Source organism: Enterococcus ureilyticus (assembly GCF_001730315.1).
Classification (GTDB): Bacteria; Bacillota; Bacilli; order Lactobacillales; family Enterococcaceae; genus Enterococcus_L; species Enterococcus_L ureilyticus.
This window is the reverse complement of the sequence record NZ_MIKC01000039.1, coordinates 120,251-138,520: the sequence shown is the minus strand read 5'-3', so window position 1 is coordinate 138,520 and position 18,270 is coordinate 120,251. Positions and strand designations below refer to the sequence as shown.

The window sequence follows — 18,270 nt, the reverse complement described above, 5'->3', positions numbered from 1 at the left end:
TAGGTTTAACGGCACACGATTATATCATTTCAATCCACTAGCTCTAAACAGAGCTAGACTCATTGCGTACATTACAATATAATACCCTGTAAATATTTCAATCCACTAGCTCTAAACAGAGCTAGACAAAACGTTGAGCGAACAAGCTCAAATAGAAAAAATTTCAATCCACTAGCTCTAAACAGAGCTAGACCTGCGCTCTCATCGATGCGACAAGCTGGCTATCTTTATTTCAATCCACTAGCTCTAAACAGAGCTAGACGCCCAGATCCCCGATGTTCAGCTTGCGCATGTTAGGATTTCAATCCACTAGCTCTAAACAGAGCTAGACCAAGCTATAACAGTTAATCTGTCTATTTTTACATGATTTCAATCCACTAGCTCTAAACAGAGCTAGACTTCATAACATAAGGATATGATGAATTTATATCTAATATTTCAATCCACTAGCTCTAAACAGAGCTAGACTCTATATAGTTAAATGATTTTCCATCCGTTCTGTTTATTTCAATCCACTAGCTCTAAACAGAGCTAGACTATCATTTCCTTTAACTATAATACTTTCGTCTTTAATTTCAATCCACTAGCTCTAAACAGAGCTAGACATTTATTATTCATGGGATAATCCTAAAACAGGAATTTCAATCCACTAGCTCTAAACAGAGCTAGACACAAGATATAATAAATAACGAAATAAGGTGATTATTTCAATCCACTAGCTCTAAACAGAGCTAGACGTTAGTAACGATAATAATAGTTCTGTAATGGGGGCATTTCAATCCACTAGCTCTAAACAGAGCTAGACGCAGGAGGAAACTTTATACAATTATATGTATACGATTTCAATCCACTAGCTCTAAACAGAGCTAGACATGTTGTATTTGAAAGGAACCACTATTCTCCTTATATTTCAATCCACTAGCTCTAAACAGAGCTAGACACAATATAAATTTACAGGTGAAACAATTTTATCATTTCAATCCACTAGCTCTAAACAGAGCTAGACACCATTAGTAGTTTCTCCTGTATCTTCATTAAATATTTCAATCCACTAGCTCTAAACAGAGCTAGACCACCATTAGTAGTTTCTCCTGTATCTTCATTAAATATTTCAATCCACTAGCTCTAAACAGAGCTAGACTTCGTGTACTGATAAATTCAATGCTTTGCTTATTTATTTCAATCCACTAGCTCTAAACAGAGCTAGACCCCAAACGACGATAACGCAAGTGTCCCAATATGATTTCAATCCACTAGCTCTAAACAGAGCTAGACCGTGAAAATAGTTGAAATACATGACATATTTCCACTATTCCATCACTAAACACAGTATAACATTAAATTAAAATGAGAAAAAGTCTATTTCTTAACTAAAATCAGTAAAATTTTGGTGCGGATCCCCTAGAGATTTTATGTCCACTTGGGGTTCGCACCAAAAATTATTCTGTAGTTCCAAATTCTTCTTTATATAGTTCTACCATTTTTTGTTGTGGTTTTGGAAAAACATAATTTGAAAATTCGTCTTTTGTTGCCCAAGCTTGATTTTCATCAGTAATAGTTTCTCCTATTTTTCGTCCATAGAAAACTAAAATATGCCATTTTAAATGGCTGAAAATATGTGTTACTTCTCCTAATACTCGTTTTTGCCAAACTACATGAGAGTATTGGTCAAAAATTTCTGGATTTTCTTCCGCAACTAACAATGATTCCTCAAAATCAAGTGATAATTGCTTTTCTTCTTTCACACCAGTTTTTTGCAGAAATTCAAAACGTTCTTTGCTGACTTCTTCTATCGGAAATAGCCACATATTTGCTAACAGCCCTTTGGCATTACGTTGCTGTAATAAAAATTCCTGCTGTTTATTTTCAATGATGCCACCAATATAGTAAACATCTTTAGGTTTTAACTTTTTAGATTTGACTGGATAATTCGTCATTGTATTGTTCTTATAACTTAAACAATATGATTGAATCGGACACTCTTCACATTTTGGAGATGTTGGTGTACAAATCGAAGAACCAAGATCCATCATCGCTTGATTAAAGTCTCCAGGACGATGTTGATCGATGATTTTATACATTGCTGCTTCAAAAACCTTACGACTACTAGGCTTGGCAATGTCATCACTGATTTCAAACAAACGGCTGACAACCCGCATCACATTACCATCAATCGCAGGTTCAGGAATATGAAAAGCGATGCTTCCGATTGCACCTGCCGTGTATGGACCAATCCCTTTTAATTGACGAATTTCTTCAATTGTTTCTGGCATCTGACCATCAAATTCTGTCATGATCTGCTGCGCGGCAACTTTTAAATTTCTTGCTCTAGAATAATAGCCTAAACCTTCCCACGCTTTTAATAACTTATCATCTGGCGCTTCAGCCAAATCCTTGATTGTCGGAAACCACTCCATAAAACGATAGTAATAATCGATCACCGTATCAACACGAGTTTGTTGTAGCATGATTTCTGAAATCCAGATACGGTAGGGATCTAGATTAACACGCCAGGGTAAATTTCGTTTCTCTTTTTCATACCAAGCAAGAAACTCTTCTTGAAAAGCTTGAAGCTGTGCTTCACTCCAAGTCTCCCAATATTTTTCATTCTTCATCCTCTAATTCCTTTTCGTCAAAATATTGCTGAATCAAATCTGAGTCAAATCGTTTTTGGAATAGTCCTTGTTTGACTTTCATCAAGCGTTTATAAGGATCTAGCTTACGGTGTTTCTCCCATAGCTTATCACCCTCTTTTTTGATCACATCTAATTCTTGTTCTTCATCTTTTTCAAACGATAACTCATCAAGAGCTAAATCGATCACTTCTCTATTAAAGCCTTTTTGCATCAAGTGCATTTGAACTTTTTGGACAGCCTCTTTGAAACTTTTCGTCCGATACCGTCTCATCGCTTTTTCAGCCGTTGCTTTTGCTACTTCTACTTGATCATCCATTGTATAAAAAGTTAACCCATGTTGAATGTCTTCATCATTCAAGCCTTTTCGTTTTAGTTGTTGTTCGATCATCTTGGGCCCTTTATCACTTGTCCGCATCAGTGTTCGAACATAGCTTTCACTAAAAATTTTATCATCCAAAAGGTTCATTTCTTCTAAGCGGATCACGATTGTTTTGCGATCTTCGGGTAGAATTTCTTTTTCTTTCAAATAATCTAAAATTTCTTTTTTTGAACGTAATTGATAGCTTAGATAATTCAATGACATCTGTAAGCCAACATCATATGAACCCGATTTTTTAATTTGCTCGATTTCAGCTGTCGTTACTTCTTGTCCTTTTAACAAGCGTTGGCGAACTAACGTATCCTCAGACACACGCAGTTTTTCTCCTGAAGAGAGCCAGATAAGATAAAACTGTCCTTTGTCTTTAGTGATTTTTGTGATTGTTTCCATCTCTCTCCGCCTTTCTAGTGAGAACATATATTCTACTATAACATATATTTAGCAGAAGCTAAACCAACCAAATTGTGCTAAAATAAGAAATGACAAAACAGTGGGACAACATTTGAACAAGTCCCAGCATATTTATAAATCTACGGATCAAAAGGATGGAATTATGACCACACAACAATTAAAAGAAGGACAAACGATTCCTTTAAAAATAAAACGCCTAGGGATCAATGGTGAAGGCATCGGTTATTATAAAAAAACGATTGTTTTTGTGCCTGGTGCTTTACCAAAAGAAGATATTTCAGTCGAAATCACAAAAGTTTCCCCTCGTTTTCTGGAAGGTCAATTGAAAAAAATTGTCAAAGCAGCACCAGAACGAGTTATTCCACCATGCCCAGTTTATGAAGCATGTGGCGGCTGTCAACTGCAGCATCTTGCTTATCCTGCTCAGCTACTCTTTAAAAAAGACTTATTAAAGCAATCGTTGAATAAATTCAGACCAAGAAACTTCGAGAACTATTCATTACTTAAAACAATTGGGATGAAAAATCCTTGGAATTATCGGAATAAAGCCCAATTTCAATTACGTAAAATCGATGGCGAGGTTGAAGCAGGTCTATATCAAGCGGACTCTCATCGTTTAGTGCCGATTGATGACTGCCTTGTTCAACAACCAGCCACAACAAAAGTCATGAATGCTTTAGTTGAACTGCTAAACAAATATCAGCTACCTATTTACAACGAACGAAAAAATAGTGGGATCTTTCGAACACTAATGGTTCGTGTTGGCGTAAAGACAAATGAAGTCCAAGTTGTTTTTATTACCCAATCTGTAAAATTTCCGCAAAAAAAAGCCTTAGTTGACGAAATCACACAACAATTACCCGAAGTGGTTTCCATCATGCAAAACGTTCAAAACAAACGAACCTCCATCGTTATGGGGGATGAAACGATCCATGTATGGGGCAAAGAAAGCATTGAAGAGCAAATCAATGAAGTCACCTTCGATTTGTCGCCTAGAGCCTTCTTTCAGCTGAATCCAGAACAAACAGAAGTTTTATATAGCGAAGCTTTAAAGGCCTTAGATATACAACCAAATGAAACTGTCGTTGATGCTTATTGTGGTGTCGGTACAATTGGTTTAAGTATTGCCAAACAAGCGAAAGAAGTTCGTGGCATGGACATCATCCCTGCTGCAATCGAGGATGCTAAAAATAATGCGGAACGCTTAGGTGTAAGTAATACGCATTACGAAGTAGGAACGGCAGAAGAACTGTTGCCTAAATGGATTCAAAGCGGTTTTAAACCCGATGCTATCATTGTTGATCCTCCTAGAACCGGATTGGATCAAAAACTACTGAAAGCAATCTTAAAACAGCCACCGAAAAAGATGGTGTACATCTCTTGCAATGTATCAACGTTGGCAAAAGATTTAGTTGATTTAGCGAAAGTATTTGATGTTCAATACTTACAATCAGTCGATATGTTTCCCCAAACTGCGCGATGTGAAGTCGTCGTGAAATTGACCAAAAGATGATACTAAAGCAAAAGAATCCAGCAGCTAGTTTCCATCCTAGTTACTGGGTTCTTTTTATACAAAAAAATTGTTATAAATCTTCACCATTGCTTGCAATAACCTGCTTCATCCAATGATAACTATCTTTTAGATATCGTTTTTGACTCCCTTGACCATAATCGTCTTGATCAACATAAATAAAACCATAGCGCTTGCTCATCTCAGATGAAGAACAACTGATAATATCGATTGGTCCCCAAGCACAATAACCTCTTAGGTCCACACCATCTTTGATTGCCTCTTTCATTTGCTCAATATGAGCCTTATAATAATCAATACGATAATCATCATGCACAGTTCCATCCTCTTCCAAGCGATCATAACAACCAATCCCATTTTCCGTAATATAAATTGGGCATTGGTAGCGATCATAAAATGAATTCAATAATGTTCGTAGCCCCAACGGATCGATCGTCCAGCCCCAAGGATTTGCGGGTAATGATTTATTCCGATAAGGTTCCGTGTGCCCAGCATCACAAATTCGTGTGTAATAGTAAGAGAATGACAGATAATCAGCTGTATTTTTCAAAATTTCCTCATCGTCTCTTGCAAATTCCAACTTAATATCATGTTCTTCGAAATAACGAAATGCATAACCTGGATAATACCCTCTTAGTAATACGTCAGCAAAAAAATACTCCATCTGATTGATTTTCAGGGTTGCTAATACATCTTCAGGTTTGCACGTTGCTGCATATTCTGGACCACCGCAAAGCATCATCACTATTCTATACTGTTCATCTACTTGATGAGCATACTCTGTTGCTAAGGCCGATGCTATCATCATATGATGAACTCCTTGATACTTTGCTTCTTGCAGATTATCCACTTTATCTTCTGCAATACCTAAATGATTGAATGATTCATGTCCGATCAAATTGATTTGGTTGATCACGATCCAATAGTTGACTTTACCTTGATAACGGTCAAAAAGAACCTTGCAATAATGAACAAAGAAATCAACGACTTCTCTTGAATACCACCCTTTATACTTCAAAGTCAAATTTAGTGGCATCTCATAATGAGAGAGCGTGATCATCGGTTCCATGCCGTTTGCGATGACTTCATCGATCAATTTATCATAAAATAGCAATCCTGCTTCGTTTGGTTCAAGCTCATCTCCATTTGGGAAGATTCGCGACCAGTCGATGGATGTTCTAAAAAGTTTTAAGCCCATATCTCCTAATAATTTTAAATCTGCTGGATATGTTTCTTTAAAATTAATGCCCCATCTTTTTGGAAATACTCCTGTTTTACTATTTAGCGCTTCTTCAATGTAATCAGTAGAAATCTCCGCATTCGCTCTCTTTTCTAGAGGCAGATCAGCTCGGAACTCATTGATGTCCGCAATGCTTGTACCTTTCCCTTCATATTCAAATGCCCCTTCACACTGATTAGCGGCAACTGCTCCGCCCCATAAAAAATCCTTTGGAAACCCATTTGGTACTTGATACATTTACTTGCCCTCTTTTCTTATTTTTCTATATTTTTTAAACGTTCATCTAGTTGTTTGGCTATTTTAATTAAATGATTCGCAATATTTATTTCGCTATAGATCGTCATCAACGTATCTTGTGCGTGAGTGAATAGTAATGAGTGGGGCTTTGATTTTGAGTCTTCGCCCATCTCATTTTGAATGGCTTCTGTTTGAACTTTGTGTGCTTCTGTGATATTTTTCTTCGCCGCTTTCATTTCTGCTGTAGCTTTTTCAAAATCATTTTTTTCAGTTGCCGTAAGTGCATTTTTACAATTAACTCTGGCATCTCCTGCAAATAAAATAATTTTCATTGCGTTTTGTGCCAATAAATCATCCATATCATTAAGCCTCCTTCAATAGTTGGTTTTCTGCTTTTGTTTCTTGGTCATCATAGGCTTTGAAAAATGGATACCAAATAGCAGTCGACAGCGCAAAAATAATGAGCATCAAAAGAATGCCAGTAATGGTTCCTGTTGTAAACCAAGTAGCAAATGGAAACGGACAGTACCACAACTCAAACTGAACTTTTGGAATTGGAGCGAATGGGATTACCTTCGTAAAAATATAAATTACAGCAGGTAAAATAATTCCTTGCAACCACATCGGAATCATTAATAAAGGATTCCAAGCAACAGCACCAAAAATCACAGGTTCATTGATATTAAAAATCGACGGCACGATACAGGCTTTACCTAAAGCACTGATTTTCTTGGAACGTGCCCGCATCATCATCAATACAAGCGGCATAGTACAACCAATCCCACCAATCCAAAGATACGCAGAATATAACGTACTACTCGTCACCAAGTTCAGCGTTTCTACAGAAGCTGTGCCATTTTGGACAAGGGCAATATTTTCAGCAATCGCTTTTAATAAGACTGGCTGAACCACTGGCGTCAAAACCCAAGTCGAAATGCCCATTGAATAGAGAAAACAAATCAAGAACATCATGCCGATAAAACCGCCTGGTGATTCCATAAAACTAGACAATGGCATAAAAATACTTAAAACAATATTGTATAAGTCCACTTTCATGATCAACACAACAACCCAGCCAAAAATAATAATCAGACCAATCGGCAGCATTGAATCAAACCAAGCTCTTACAAAGTCAGGAATAACTGATTCTTCTTTGAAGAAAGAAAATTTTCCTAATGTAACAAGAACAAAACCTGCAATCAAGCCTGCTACAATCGCAACAAACATTCCACCAGCACCTAATGCATCATGACCAAATCCGATTACTTTATCTTTTTCGATTTGAGGCGAAATAATCATCAAAAATAAGACTAATCCGCTCATTCCAGCAACGATCCTTTGCTTCCGTAATCGTTTTTTCTCCATTAAATTAAACGGAATCAAGAAAGCAACAAATAGTGAAATCTTCCCCATAGTCCAACCGAACGGTACCCAAAAACTTGGTAATGCGGGAAAATATTCATTTGAAATCGCTAACATCGAAAAAATTGAACCTAAGAAAATAAACGGCAAGGTCTGCATGATCGAGTCTTTGATACTAACGATCCAAGGGTTATTATTTACTTTATTCATTTTGGGTGAGAAGCTATTTTCCAACCAAAAGATTAGCTTATTCATCTTTTCATCTCCTTTTTTCCTTATCCTGCTTCATTGAATTCGCTTAGTAAATGGTCGATGGCAGCATCTCCATCCAATGTTGCATAATACTCTTTTTTCATTAAAATGACCTTTACTGGAAACCCATGAATGATTTCATCAATCTCGTCAAGGATATACTCCAGATGGGGCCCTACCATTAAAGCATCGATCTCCTCAATATAATTTTCGATTTCAGATTCGCTTCTCGCTACGATACTCATGTCCAAATTTTTCGTTTTTGCGGCTTTGCGCATATTAGCGGCCATAAAACCACTACTGGCACCTGATCCACAGACTAATAGTACGTTTAATTCACTCATATTTCTTCTCCTCTCTATTAAAAAACATTATAGGTTAGTCAATCAAATCTGATTTACCCGCCCATTTAGTACACTCTTATCTTCTATATTTTGGAGCCCTTTATCAAATACGTTTCTTTCCTCATCTTGTTAGGTTGGCGGAAAAAAATGTACTTGCTTTGTTTTTCAAAAGAACGAATAATAAAAGCTATAAAAAGTGGAGAGGAGCGGAAAATGTGTCCTTAAATAAGAAAGAAACTGGATTGATCAAGTTATTGATGCGCGAAGATAACTGGCTATCTGCAAAAGATCTAGCGAAAGCGTTATCTACATCGACCAGAACGATTCGTAATTATGTCGCTAGGATCAATCAAGATACTAAACTTGAAATAATCCAATCTTCTAGACAAGGATATAAGATCGACAGTAATACCCGCATCGAAGATTTCGTTTCCCATAATAAACAAGAACTGAATACACCAAAAGATCGCATAAATCACCTGATGAATTTATTGATTAAGCATAAAAATATTGATTATTTTGATGTCGCTGATACCTTATTTGTCAGTATTCCGACGATTGAAAAAGATATTCTTCGACTACGCAAAAAAATGACCAAGTATGAATTAAAAATCGTTAAGACTGGAAATACTCTAAGCCTAGAAGGAGAAGAAACCAATTTCAGAAAACTTACCGGTGACATGCTTCAGGATGAAACTTTACAAAACTTCCAATCTGTAGATTATATTCAAACGATCTTCCCAGATATCTCAATTGAAACCATCCAACAAATCGTCATCGATCGATTAAGTAGTCAACACCTTTATATCAATGGTTATGCGATCAATAGCTTATTGCTCCATATTGCAATTGCGATTAATCGTCTCTTGCATCATCAGCGTTCTGAATTGAGCCTTGTAACCGAATTATTCTCAAAAAATCAAATTGAATACAAGCTAGCTACTCAAATCGGAAAGGATATCGATCAGTCTTTTGCCGTGGAAATGGATCTCTATGAAATCAATAATTTAACTCTCTTACTAATGACTAAAATTTCCCCATCAAATGATGCTTTTTTAAAAAATTATATGGGAAGTTCAATCTACACATTTATTTCAACTATGATGGAAACTGTTGCTGAAAAATATTTCATTACCCATATATCGAACGAATTAGTATTAAATTTAGCCCTGCATGTTTCCAATTTGATTGCTCGTGCTAAAAATGCGAAACAAGTCTACAATCCTTTATCCGATGAAATCAAACAATCCTACCCCTTTATTTATGAAGTCGCAGTTTTTATTGCCAAGCACATTCAAAAACAAATTAATATTCCGATTTCAGACGATGAAATTACATTCATTGCGTTACATATTGGTTCATATTTTGAGGAAAAATTTGAAACAGAAAATAAATTAAATTGCGTGATCTATACGCCTGAATATTATGACATGCATAAACGTTTGATTTATAAAATTGGTGATACATTCAAATCTAACTTGAATATTTCAGGAAGCTTTTATCAATTGAATAGTGAAAGTTTAGCCGAAATGGAACAAGCTGATCTTGTTTTATCCACGATTGAAATGAAAGATTTCGACCATATGATTCAGATTTCTCCATTTTTATCAGTCAAAGATATTGAAAAGATTCAAAAAGTGATCCAAGTCGTTAAGCAAGAAAAACTAGTAAAAACTTTAAAGGAAAGCGTTCAAACTTATCTAACACCTGAACACTTTAAACGAAATATTTATTTGAATTCACCTAGTTTATACATTGAGCATTTAGGCAGACAGCTAGTTGAAGCAGATTATATTGATCCTCATTTTATTGAATTGATCAAAGATCGTGAAAAAATGTCAGCGACTTCCTTTAACAACTCGGTGGCTCTGCCTCATGCTATTGAAATGAGCGCGAAGAAAACAGGCATTGCTATTGTCTTAAATGATCGACCTATAAAATGGGAAAATCAAGATGTTCAGGTTATTATTATGATTGTTATGAATCAAAAAGACATGAAAAAATTTCGGCAATTATTTGATTTTATGATTGATACTTTTTCAAATCGAGCAAAATTGAATAGGCTTTTGAATGTTACACATTATGAAGGATTTATTGAGGAATTATTTACATGAAATTGTGACTTATAAGTCTAATCTAGCAAAAAAGAGCTTGGAGATTTAGCTCTCCAAGCTCTTTTTTTTAAGATATTAATTTTTACCAACAAAAAATGATACTACTGCGACTAAAATTACAGCGCCGATAATTGAAGGAAATAGTGCCATTCCAGCAACTTGCGGTCCCCAACTTCCTAAAAGTGATTGACCGATCGATGAGCCGACAAGACCTGCAATAATATTGAAGATCCAACCCATTGATTTTCCTTTACTTGTGATTGCACCAGCGATTGCGCCGATAACACCACCTACGATTAAAACCCATAACCAATGCATAATGTAACCTCCTTGATTTGATGCTGAACAAGCTTATTGACTCCAACTGAAGAATAAAAAAGTGTGCGAATTTTCTATTTTTCACAAGCCGTAAGCTCGTAAAGCTAAATAGAATAAATGTAATAATGATTACTTGATTATGCTAACAGATTATTTGTTTTCATGCGAAATAAATGCTTATAAAGTCTATTTTATATTATTTAATTTTCATTTTTATCTCATTTCTTCTGTCACTAGGATAACCACATGATTTTTAGTTTGGCAATTCTCACATACATAGTGCAGGTTTATTTCCTCTCCAACTATGGTATCCTCGCAAATCAATTCAATTTCATGTTCTGAAAGCTTTAATTCACCTAAGGGAATATTGACTCTTTGCTGATTTGATTTATCAGTTCTTGTATTTAATAAGAATTTCCCTAACTCTTCTTTTCCACATTTCTTACATGTTACAGCAACGCTGATTTCTCTTTCCATTGTCATTGCTCCTTCATATCATGATCGATTACTATATATGTATAATTTTAAACGCATAGCACAAAAAATTCGATTGATATGCTTTTAAATTTTATGGCAATAAAAAAGCTAGAGTCCAAATGGATTCTAGCTTGAAATTTAATCTTAAAAAGATTATTTTACTGTTACTGAAGCGCCAACTTCTTCTAAAGCAGCTTTTAAAGCTTCTGCTTCATCTTTAGAAACGCCTTCTTTAACTGGTGCAGGAGCGCCATCAACTACTGCTTTAGCTTCTTTCAAGCCAAGGCCAGTTGCTTCACGAACTGCTTTGATAACTTTAACTTTTTGGTCTCCAGCTGCAGTTAATTCTACAGTGAATTCAGTTTGTTCTTCGCCAGCTGCTGCTGGTCCTGCTGCTGCTGCTACAGGAGCTGCTGCAGATACGTCAAATTTTTCTTCAATAGCTTTTACTAAATCGTTTAATTCTAAAATAGTTGCGCCTTCTAATTCTGCAACAATGTTTTCAATGTTCAATGCCATTATGGTTTCCTCCGTTTTAATAATTCATTATTTTTTTAGTTTAGTTTGTTACTAGGCTGCAATTATGCAACTTCGTCTTCTTTTTCTGCCACTGCTTTGACAGCGTAAGCCACTTGTCTGACTGGCGCTTGTAATACAGATAATAGCATAGAAAGTAGTCCATCGCGACTTGGAAGTTTTGCTAAAGATGTCATTTCTTCTACTGAAGATACTTTACCTTCAATAACGCCACCTTTAATTTCCAATGCTTTGGCAGTACTTGCAAATTCGTCGATGATTTTAGCAGGTGCTACTACATCGTCGTTACTGAAAGCGACTGCTGTAGGGCCTGTAAATACTTCATCTAAACCTTCTAGTCCAGCTTTTTTGGCTGCACGTGAAAGAATAGAGTTTTTGATAACTTTCATTTCAACATTTGCATCACGCAATTGTTTACGTAAGTTCGTCACTTCTTCTACAGTTAAACCACGGTAGTCAACGATGACTACAGAAGCTGCTGCTTGGAATTTAGCTGTTGCTTCTTCGACTAGGGTTTCTTTTTTAGCGATTGCTGCTTCACTCATTTATTTTCACCTCCTGATGATTGATGGTGGAGTTTGGTTTACCATATGTTAGTTAAAAGCTTCTAAAGAAACTTCGCTCACTTTGTTCGCCAAGTATTGTTTTACATCGTCTTTTTTTCAAAAAGTCGTGTAAAACAACAAAACTCCATGCCACCGTTGACATAGAGGGACGTAATTGTATGTATCAACAATTGTCCTCGGTAGGAAATTAAGACTTACGTCACCTACTGTCTTCGGTACAGTTAATTATTAACCTCAACTACCTTACCACGGGAAAGGTAGTTGAGTCAAGTAAAATTTCTAATTGTCTAGTTTCATGAACTAGCTTTGCTAATTAAAATGAAGCTTGGTCAACGTGGATTCCAGGTCCAAATGTAGTTGTTACTGAAATGTTTTTGATATATTGACCTTTTGCTGCTGATGGTTTAGCTTTCAACAATACATCGTTGATTGTGTTGAAGTTTTCTAGTAATTTTTCATTATCAAATGAAACTTTACCGATTGGTACATGGATGTTTCCAGCTTTATCAACACGGTACGTTACTTTACCAGCTTTTACTTCATTAACAGCTTTTGTTACGTCCATTGTTACAGTACCAGTTTTAGGGTTGGGCATAAGGCCTTTAGGACCTAAGACACGACCTAATTTACCAACTTCAGCCATCATGTCTGGAGTTGCTACTACTACGTCAAATCCAAACCATCCACCTTGGATTTTTTGAACCATGTCAGCGTCACCTACGTAATCAGCACCAGCTGCTTCAGCTTCTTTGGCTTTATCGCCTTTAGCGAAAACTAAAACGCTTTGTGTTTTACCAGTTCCGTTTGGTAATACTACTGCACCACGGATTTGTTGGTCTGCTTTTTTAGGGTCTACATTTAGACGGTAAGCAACTTCAACAGTTGCGTCAAATTTTGCAATATTTGTATCTTTAGCCAAAGCGATCGCTTCTGCTACAGGGTAAACTTTTGTTGCTTCAACTTTTTTTAATGCATCTTGCATTTTTTTGCTTTTTTTAGCCATTTTGTTTCCTCCTTGATTGTGGTTATAACGGTCGAACCTCCCACGTAATTCATATCTTTAAATATGAAATAAACTGAGAAGCTACTTCTTTGGGTTCCTTAGAATAAAAAATTATCCTACAGTGATTCCCATGCTTCTTGCAGTTCCTTCAACCATGCGCATAGCCGCTTCAACGTCTGCTGCGTTTAGGTCTGCCATTTTAAGTTCAGCGATTTCTTTCACTTGTTCTTTAGAAACATTCGCTACTTTATTTTTGTTTGGCTCACCAGAACCTTTTTCGATTTTTGCAGCTTTTTTCAATAATACTGCAGCTGGTGGTGTTTTCGTAATAAATGTAAATGAACGGTCTTCATATACAGAAATTACTACTGGAATGATTAAACCAGCTTGATCAGCTGTACGAGCGTTGAATTCTTTAGTGAATCCCATAATGTTGATACCCGCTTGACCTAATGCTGGACCTACTGGTGGAGCTGGTGTTGCTTTACCTGCAGGAATTTGCAATTTAACTAATTTTTCTACTTTTTTTGCCACGAGACATACCTCCTTGGGTCCGTGATGTGGTTAATTGGAGATGAAGATTTCTCCTCCCACGTCATTCTTTGACAAATCAAAGAAATTCTGCATGCAAAAATGCACACTTAATTATTATACTCTCTCTCTTTTGATTTTTCAAGTATTCTATTATGAAATAGTATTTTTGTTATTCAACTCAAATAAACCTTGCAAATGAGAACAAAAAAAGCCAAAGGAATTTCTCCTTCAGCTTTTTCTATGGTTGTTACGCTTATTGGATGTGCCCACTATATTTAGCATACCACTCAGTAGCACCTGGTAATTTATGATATTCTTTTCTAGTTAAGAAGCCAGTTTTGCCACCTTTGGTATGTTGAATGATCAGCGGCGGAACTCCTGTCGTAGTCGTTTCATGAATAACATATTCTGGCTCTTTATTACCGCTCGCCCAACCTGGAATTTCAATCGATCCTTCAATATCGAAAATATTCCAGCGACTTGCTGCCTGTGCTGTTTTTGGTACTGCGAAAAGACTGACTAGCGTTGCACTTACAAATAGCGATCCAATTATTTTTTTCATTTAAACATCTCCTTCTTATATCAATATTATTTATTCTAACATATTGTAATTTAAAAGGCAATTAACGTTAGCTTTTTATTTTTCGATTCGTCAACTCAAAAAAATTGTTCGCTTACTTTCTCTCTTCAACTTTTCTGTAGTTTCTTATAGGCAATTGTGATAGACTTTTGTTAGTTTCAAATAAGAAAATAGGTGAAATAGATAATGGAAAGTTTACGTTATAAAAGTGTTTTTGACATCATCGGTCCAGTTATGATCGGACCAAGCAGTTCTCATACGGCTGGCGCTGCTCGCATCGGAAAAATCGTCCGGAGTATTTTTGGGGAGCAGCCTGACACGGTTGACATTTATTTATATGAGTCCTTTGCAAAAACGTATCGTGGTCATGGGACAGATATTGCCTTAGTTGGCGGTTTACTGGATATGGAACCTGATGATGAGCGTTTGGCTGATTCTTTGAAAATTGCGCATGAACAACATATGGAAGTTCTCTTTGTTCCCTTAAAAGAAAAAGCGGAGCATCCAAATTTAGTTAAGCTGCTTGTTTCTAAAGGTGAGCGTAAGCTTTCTGTCACGGGGATTTCTATTGGCGGCGGTAATATTCAAATTTCTGAGCTGAATGGTTTTAAAATTTCTCTGACAATGGGTACGCCAACATTCATTATCGTTCATCAAGATGTACCTGGTATGATCGCTAAAGTCACCAATTTATTATCTGATACAAATATCAACATTGGAACGATGACAGTAACTCGGGAATCTAAAGGAGAAAAAGCAATCATGATCATTGAGATCGATCATGCTGATATTGGTGATATTACAATGAAATTGGTTCAGATTCCCCATATTTATAGTGTAAATTATTTTGATTAATCTACTTAAAGGAGCAAACTTGTTATGTTTCTATCCATAGAAGAATTAGTAAAACAAGCTGCAGATTTTCCTTCAGTTGCTGAATTAATGATTGCAACAGAAATTGAAAACCATGGGCATAGTCGAGAGCGAATCCTCGAAACAATGGAACGAAACCTTGCTGTGATGAAACAATCCATCGAAGAAGGTGTGAACGGTGTGACTTCAGTTACTGGAATTACAGGTGGTGACGCCACTCGTATGAATGACTATATTCAAGCGGGTAATTTTTTGAGCGGTGAAACGATTCTGACGGCTGTTAGAAATGCTGTCGCTGTCAATGAAGTCAACGCAAATATGGGATTGATTTGTGCCACACCAACAGCAGGCAGTGCGGGGGTAGTCCCCGGCGTTTTAATGGCTGCTATCGAAAAACTACAATTGACCCATGAGCAACAACTTGATTTCCTATTTACCGCCGGCGCTTTTGGATTAGTAATCGCTAATAATTCCTCAATCAGTGGAGCCGAAGGCGGTTGTCAAGCCGAGGTCGGTTCAGCTAGTGCAATGGCCAGTGCTGCTTTAGTTTGTGCGGCAGGTGGTTCAGCTGATCAGGCAGCCCAAGCTATCGCGATTACGTTGAAAAATATGATGGGGTTGATTTGTGATCCTGTTGCAGGCCTTGTGGAAGTTCCTTGTGTGAAACGTAATGCCTTGGGCTCTTCCCAAGCATTCATTTCTGCTGATATGGCCTTAGCTGGAATTCGCAGCGTGATTCCACCAGATGAAGTGGTAGCCGCAATGTACCAGGTTGGTCGTCAAATGCCACAGATTTTCAAAGAAACGGCAGAAGGCGGTTTAGCTGTAACACCAACTGCTAAAAGACTAGCTAAAGAGTTAGCCAGTCAGCAAAATTAAAAAAATGCACCCGTCTAGCTCAACAGTCAGACAGGTGTATTTTTTAATATGTTGTTCCTCCTAATCCTACAATCCCAACGATACCATTCATTATATCTTTCATTGATTCACCAGAAAATTCAACTACTCTGCCATCAATACGCTTCACAGTTGGGAGCATTTCGATTCTATCTGCCTGAGCCGTAGTAACACATTGTAACTGAACAACAGCTGGTGTAGCGATTTTATATTTTTTTAATTGATCAAAATCACTATTCATAACAGTTATTGTTTCTTGGATAATCTCCGCTTTAACTTTTTTTATGGGATAATTTTTGATTGCATAACGACCTAGTGATTGTTTAGTCGTAACATATGAAACCCAGGGCAACATCCCTTCATCATGAAGTTGTTCTTTTAAGCCAGACTCTCCAATAATCAAGCCTACTGGAACACCACGTTCGCTTGCATAAGCTGCATTGATCGTCGTTTCATTCATATATTGACCATTAATTTTCAAATCATACGCAACACTTGCACTGTACCCATGATCCATATTTCCATGCAACTTTCCAATTCCCGCATGATAGCCTAAAAACATAACTAAATCATAACTTTCATCTAAACCGCTCATCATATAGTCTTCACGAGGAAATCCACTGATCAAAGAAATCCGATCGTCAATTTCAGCAAGTCGACTAAAAGAAAGGTTAACACCACGACTATGAGAATCGGAAATAGTAATTTCTTCAATTTCAGACTGCCGTTCACTTTTTTGAATCCCTTCAATCAACCAAGCAACATGGTTATGATATAATTCTCTAAAAAGCAGTGTGTCTTCTTTTTCCATATCAAAAGTAGCAATGCCTGCCAATCCTTCAATATCACATGAAATATAAATTTTCATTTTATTCCTCCTCATTTATAACGGATGAGTCAATGCTTCTATTTTTTGCCAGTCCAATGATTTTATAATTTCCACCACTAAATCCTTTGCATGTTGATAATCTTGATAATCAACATAGCCATGATGTGTGTGAGCATATCGAACTGGAATTCCAACGATGATAGTCGGAGCTCCTTTTACTTGGTTTATCACAGCACCATTCGTTCCACCACCGCTTCTAACAGAAACTTGAACGGGTATATTGTGCTCCTTGGCGATTTCTAGCGCATATTGTTGAAATTCAGGATTTGTAATCATTGATACATCGAAATACCTAAGCATTGGTCCTTTTCCTAAAGCTGTTTGGATTAAGTAATTTGGTGCAGCAGTATCATCCGCTGGACATCCCTCAAATACAATTGCTAAATCGGGATTCACTTGTTTGGCTGCGACAAGCGCTCCTCTCAGACCAACTTCTTCTTGTGAGGTCAATGTCGCAACTAGGTCAACTTCAAGTTTTTCTTTATTTAGTTCATCTAAAACATCCACCATGCAAGCACAACCAATGCGGCAGTCAAAAGCTTTTCCTAAGAATTTATTCGTTTTTTCATCATATTCACAAGTTACAGCTGGTACAACTGGTGCTCCTATATCAATTTTGTAAATTTCATTAATTTCAGCTTCTGAAATAGCACCCACATCAATGAATAAATCTTCTACTTTCAAAGTTTTATTGCGTTCTGCTTCTGACATAAAATGTGGTGGCTTACTTGTAACAGTCCCTGTAATGTATTCACCAAAACGATTTCTCACTCTAACTTTTTGAGCAGCAATATTACTTGGAATCCAACCGCCTAATGGTAAAAATTTTAGTAATCCATTTGTTTGGACTGCTTGTATTATAAATCCAACTTCGTCACTATGGGCATCAAATTGAACTAGGTGTCTTTCACCAGTATTATTCTGACTTTCTATATAAAGATTTTTCATGCCATCAGTTTTTTGAGAGCCAAGCTCTTTGGTGGCTTTTTGAACAATCTTGACAACTTCATTTTCAAAGCCAGATACTCCATTTGCGTCTGAAAGTTGGGTAATTAATTTTACGGCTTGATCTTTTTTCACTTATTTCCCA

The 18,270-nt window shown here is 36.6% G+C and carries 19 protein-coding genes, 1 CRISPR repeat array and 1 other annotated feature (1 of these 21 running past the window's edge); of the genes, 4 read left to right on the top strand and 15 right to left on the bottom strand.

What is annotated here, in order from left to right; genetic code table 11:
• Nucleotides 1-1,275: a CRISPR direct-repeat array (repeat unit 33 nt; unit sequence ATTTCAATCCACTAGCTCTAAACAGAGCTAGAC) (it extends 1,325 nt beyond the left edge of the window).
• Nucleotides 1,276-1,439: 164 nt separating this feature from the next.
• Both mutY and recX read right to left on the bottom strand, forming a co-directional pair.
• Nucleotides 1,440-2,615, bottom strand: a complete 1,176-nt coding sequence (mutY, locus tag BCR24_RS13320) for an A/G-specific adenine glycosylase (protein WP_069641005.1) — start codon at nucleotides 2,613-2,615, stop codon at nucleotides 1,440-1,442.
• Nucleotides 2,605-3,405, bottom strand: coding sequence for a recombination regulator RecX (gene recX, locus BCR24_RS13315; protein ID WP_069641004.1), 801 nt, complete (start codon nucleotides 3,403-3,405; stop codon nucleotides 2,605-2,607). The genes mutY and recX overlap by 11 nt, the downstream gene beginning before the upstream one ends.
• Before the next feature lie 163 nt (nucleotides 3,406-3,568).
• Here recX and rlmD point away from each other — a divergent pair, with 163 nt between their 5' ends.
• Nucleotides 3,569-4,939, top strand: a complete 1,371-nt coding sequence (gene rlmD / locus BCR24_RS13310) for a 23S rRNA (uracil(1939)-C(5))-methyltransferase RlmD (protein WP_069641003.1) — start codon at nucleotides 3,569-3,571, stop codon at nucleotides 4,937-4,939.
• 70 nt (nucleotides 4,940-5,009) lie between these two features.
• On the opposite strand, the gene BCR24_RS13305 is transcribed toward rlmD, so the two are convergent.
• The 4 genes from BCR24_RS13305 to BCR24_RS13290 are packed head-to-tail and all read right to left on the bottom strand — an operon-like array spanning nucleotide 5,010 to nucleotide 8,392.
• Nucleotides 5,010-6,434: a glycoside hydrolase family 1 protein gene (locus tag BCR24_RS13305; RefSeq protein WP_069641002.1), complete on the bottom strand. Its 1,425-nt coding sequence runs from the start codon at nucleotides 6,432-6,434 to the stop codon at nucleotides 5,010-5,012.
• Nucleotides 6,435-6,451: 17 nt separating this feature from the next.
• Nucleotides 6,452-6,793, bottom strand: a complete 342-nt coding sequence (locus tag BCR24_RS13300; RefSeq protein ID WP_069641001.1) for a PTS lactose/cellobiose transporter subunit IIA — start codon at nucleotides 6,791-6,793, stop codon at nucleotides 6,452-6,454.
• A gap of 4 nt (nucleotides 6,794-6,797) precedes the next feature.
• Nucleotides 6,798-8,051: a PTS sugar transporter subunit IIC gene (locus BCR24_RS13295; RefSeq protein WP_069641000.1), complete on the bottom strand. Its 1,254-nt coding sequence runs from the start codon at nucleotides 8,049-8,051 to the stop codon at nucleotides 6,798-6,800.
• Nucleotides 8,052-8,071: 20 nt separating this feature from the next.
• On the bottom strand, nucleotides 8,072-8,392 hold the full coding sequence (locus tag BCR24_RS13290; protein WP_069640999.1) for a PTS sugar transporter subunit IIB: 321 nt from the start codon (nucleotides 8,390-8,392) through the stop codon (nucleotides 8,072-8,074).
• A gap of 215 nt (nucleotides 8,393-8,607) precedes the next feature.
• Between BCR24_RS13290 and BCR24_RS13285 the strand changes: the two genes are divergently transcribed.
• A complete protein-coding gene (locus tag BCR24_RS13285; RefSeq protein ID WP_069640998.1) occupies nucleotides 8,608-10,506 on the top strand; it encodes a BglG family transcription antiterminator in 1,899 nt (632 codons plus the stop codon).
• A 75-nt stretch (nucleotides 10,507-10,581) separates the two neighbouring features.
• On the opposite strand, the gene BCR24_RS13280 is transcribed toward BCR24_RS13285, so the two are convergent.
• The 7 genes from BCR24_RS13280 to BCR24_RS13250 form a co-directional block, all read right to left on the bottom strand.
• Nucleotides 10,582-10,824, bottom strand: a complete 243-nt coding sequence (locus tag BCR24_RS13280; protein WP_010765775.1) for a GlsB/YeaQ/YmgE family stress response membrane protein — start codon at nucleotides 10,822-10,824, stop codon at nucleotides 10,582-10,584.
• 213 nt (nucleotides 10,825-11,037) lie between these two features.
• A complete protein-coding gene (locus BCR24_RS13275) occupies nucleotides 11,038-11,301 on the bottom strand; it encodes a hypothetical protein (protein WP_069640997.1) in 264 nt (87 codons plus the stop codon).
• Between the two features lie 153 nt (nucleotides 11,302-11,454).
• Nucleotides 11,455-11,820 carry a 50S ribosomal protein L7/L12 gene (rplL, locus tag BCR24_RS13270; protein ID WP_025872833.1) on the bottom strand — a complete coding sequence of 122 codons (366 nt, stop codon included), beginning with the start codon at nucleotides 11,818-11,820 and terminating at the stop codon, nucleotides 11,455-11,457.
• 62 nt (nucleotides 11,821-11,882) lie between these two features.
• Nucleotides 11,883-12,383 (bottom strand): 50S ribosomal protein L10, encoded by a 501-nt coding sequence (gene rplJ, locus BCR24_RS13265; RefSeq protein ID WP_069640996.1) that lies wholly within the window; start codon nucleotides 12,381-12,383, stop codon nucleotides 11,883-11,885.
• Nucleotides 12,384-12,510: 127 nt separating this feature from the next.
• Nucleotides 12,511-12,638, bottom strand: a sequence feature (ribosomal protein L10 leader region).
• 79 nt (nucleotides 12,639-12,717) lie between these two features.
• Nucleotides 12,718-13,407: a 50S ribosomal protein L1 gene (gene rplA / locus BCR24_RS13260; protein ID WP_069640995.1), complete on the bottom strand. Its 690-nt coding sequence runs from the start codon at nucleotides 13,405-13,407 to the stop codon at nucleotides 12,718-12,720.
• A 111-nt stretch (nucleotides 13,408-13,518) separates the two neighbouring features.
• Nucleotides 13,519-13,941, bottom strand: a complete 423-nt coding sequence (gene rplK / locus BCR24_RS13255) for a 50S ribosomal protein L11 (RefSeq protein WP_010760576.1) — start codon at nucleotides 13,939-13,941, stop codon at nucleotides 13,519-13,521.
• Between the two features lie 253 nt (nucleotides 13,942-14,194).
• Nucleotides 14,195-14,503: a hypothetical protein gene (locus BCR24_RS13250; protein WP_069640994.1), complete on the bottom strand. Its 309-nt coding sequence runs from the start codon at nucleotides 14,501-14,503 to the stop codon at nucleotides 14,195-14,197.
• Nucleotides 14,504-14,707: 204 nt separating this feature from the next.
• Here BCR24_RS13250 and sdaAB point away from each other — a divergent pair, with 204 nt between their 5' ends.
• Nucleotides 14,708-15,376 carry an L-serine ammonia-lyase, iron-sulfur-dependent subunit beta gene (gene sdaAB, locus BCR24_RS13245; protein WP_069640993.1) on the top strand — a complete coding sequence of 223 codons (669 nt, stop codon included), beginning with the start codon at nucleotides 14,708-14,710 and terminating at the stop codon, nucleotides 15,374-15,376.
• 24 nt (nucleotides 15,377-15,400) lie between these two features.
• Entirely contained in the window at nucleotides 15,401-16,273 is an 873-nt protein-coding gene (gene sdaAA / locus BCR24_RS13240) for an L-serine ammonia-lyase, iron-sulfur-dependent, subunit alpha (protein ID WP_069640992.1), read from the top strand.
• Nucleotides 16,274-16,316: 43 nt separating this feature from the next.
• Here sdaAA and BCR24_RS13235 read toward each other — a convergent pair whose 3' ends face one another.
• A complete protein-coding gene (locus BCR24_RS13235; protein WP_069640991.1) occupies nucleotides 16,317-17,159 on the bottom strand; it encodes a M55 family metallopeptidase in 843 nt (280 codons plus the stop codon).
• A gap of 15 nt (nucleotides 17,160-17,174) precedes the next feature.
• Nucleotides 17,175-18,260 (bottom strand): M42 family metallopeptidase, encoded by a 1,086-nt coding sequence (locus BCR24_RS13230; RefSeq protein ID WP_069640990.1) that lies wholly within the window; start codon nucleotides 18,258-18,260, stop codon nucleotides 17,175-17,177.
• Between the last annotated feature and the right edge of the window lie 10 nt (nucleotides 18,261-18,270).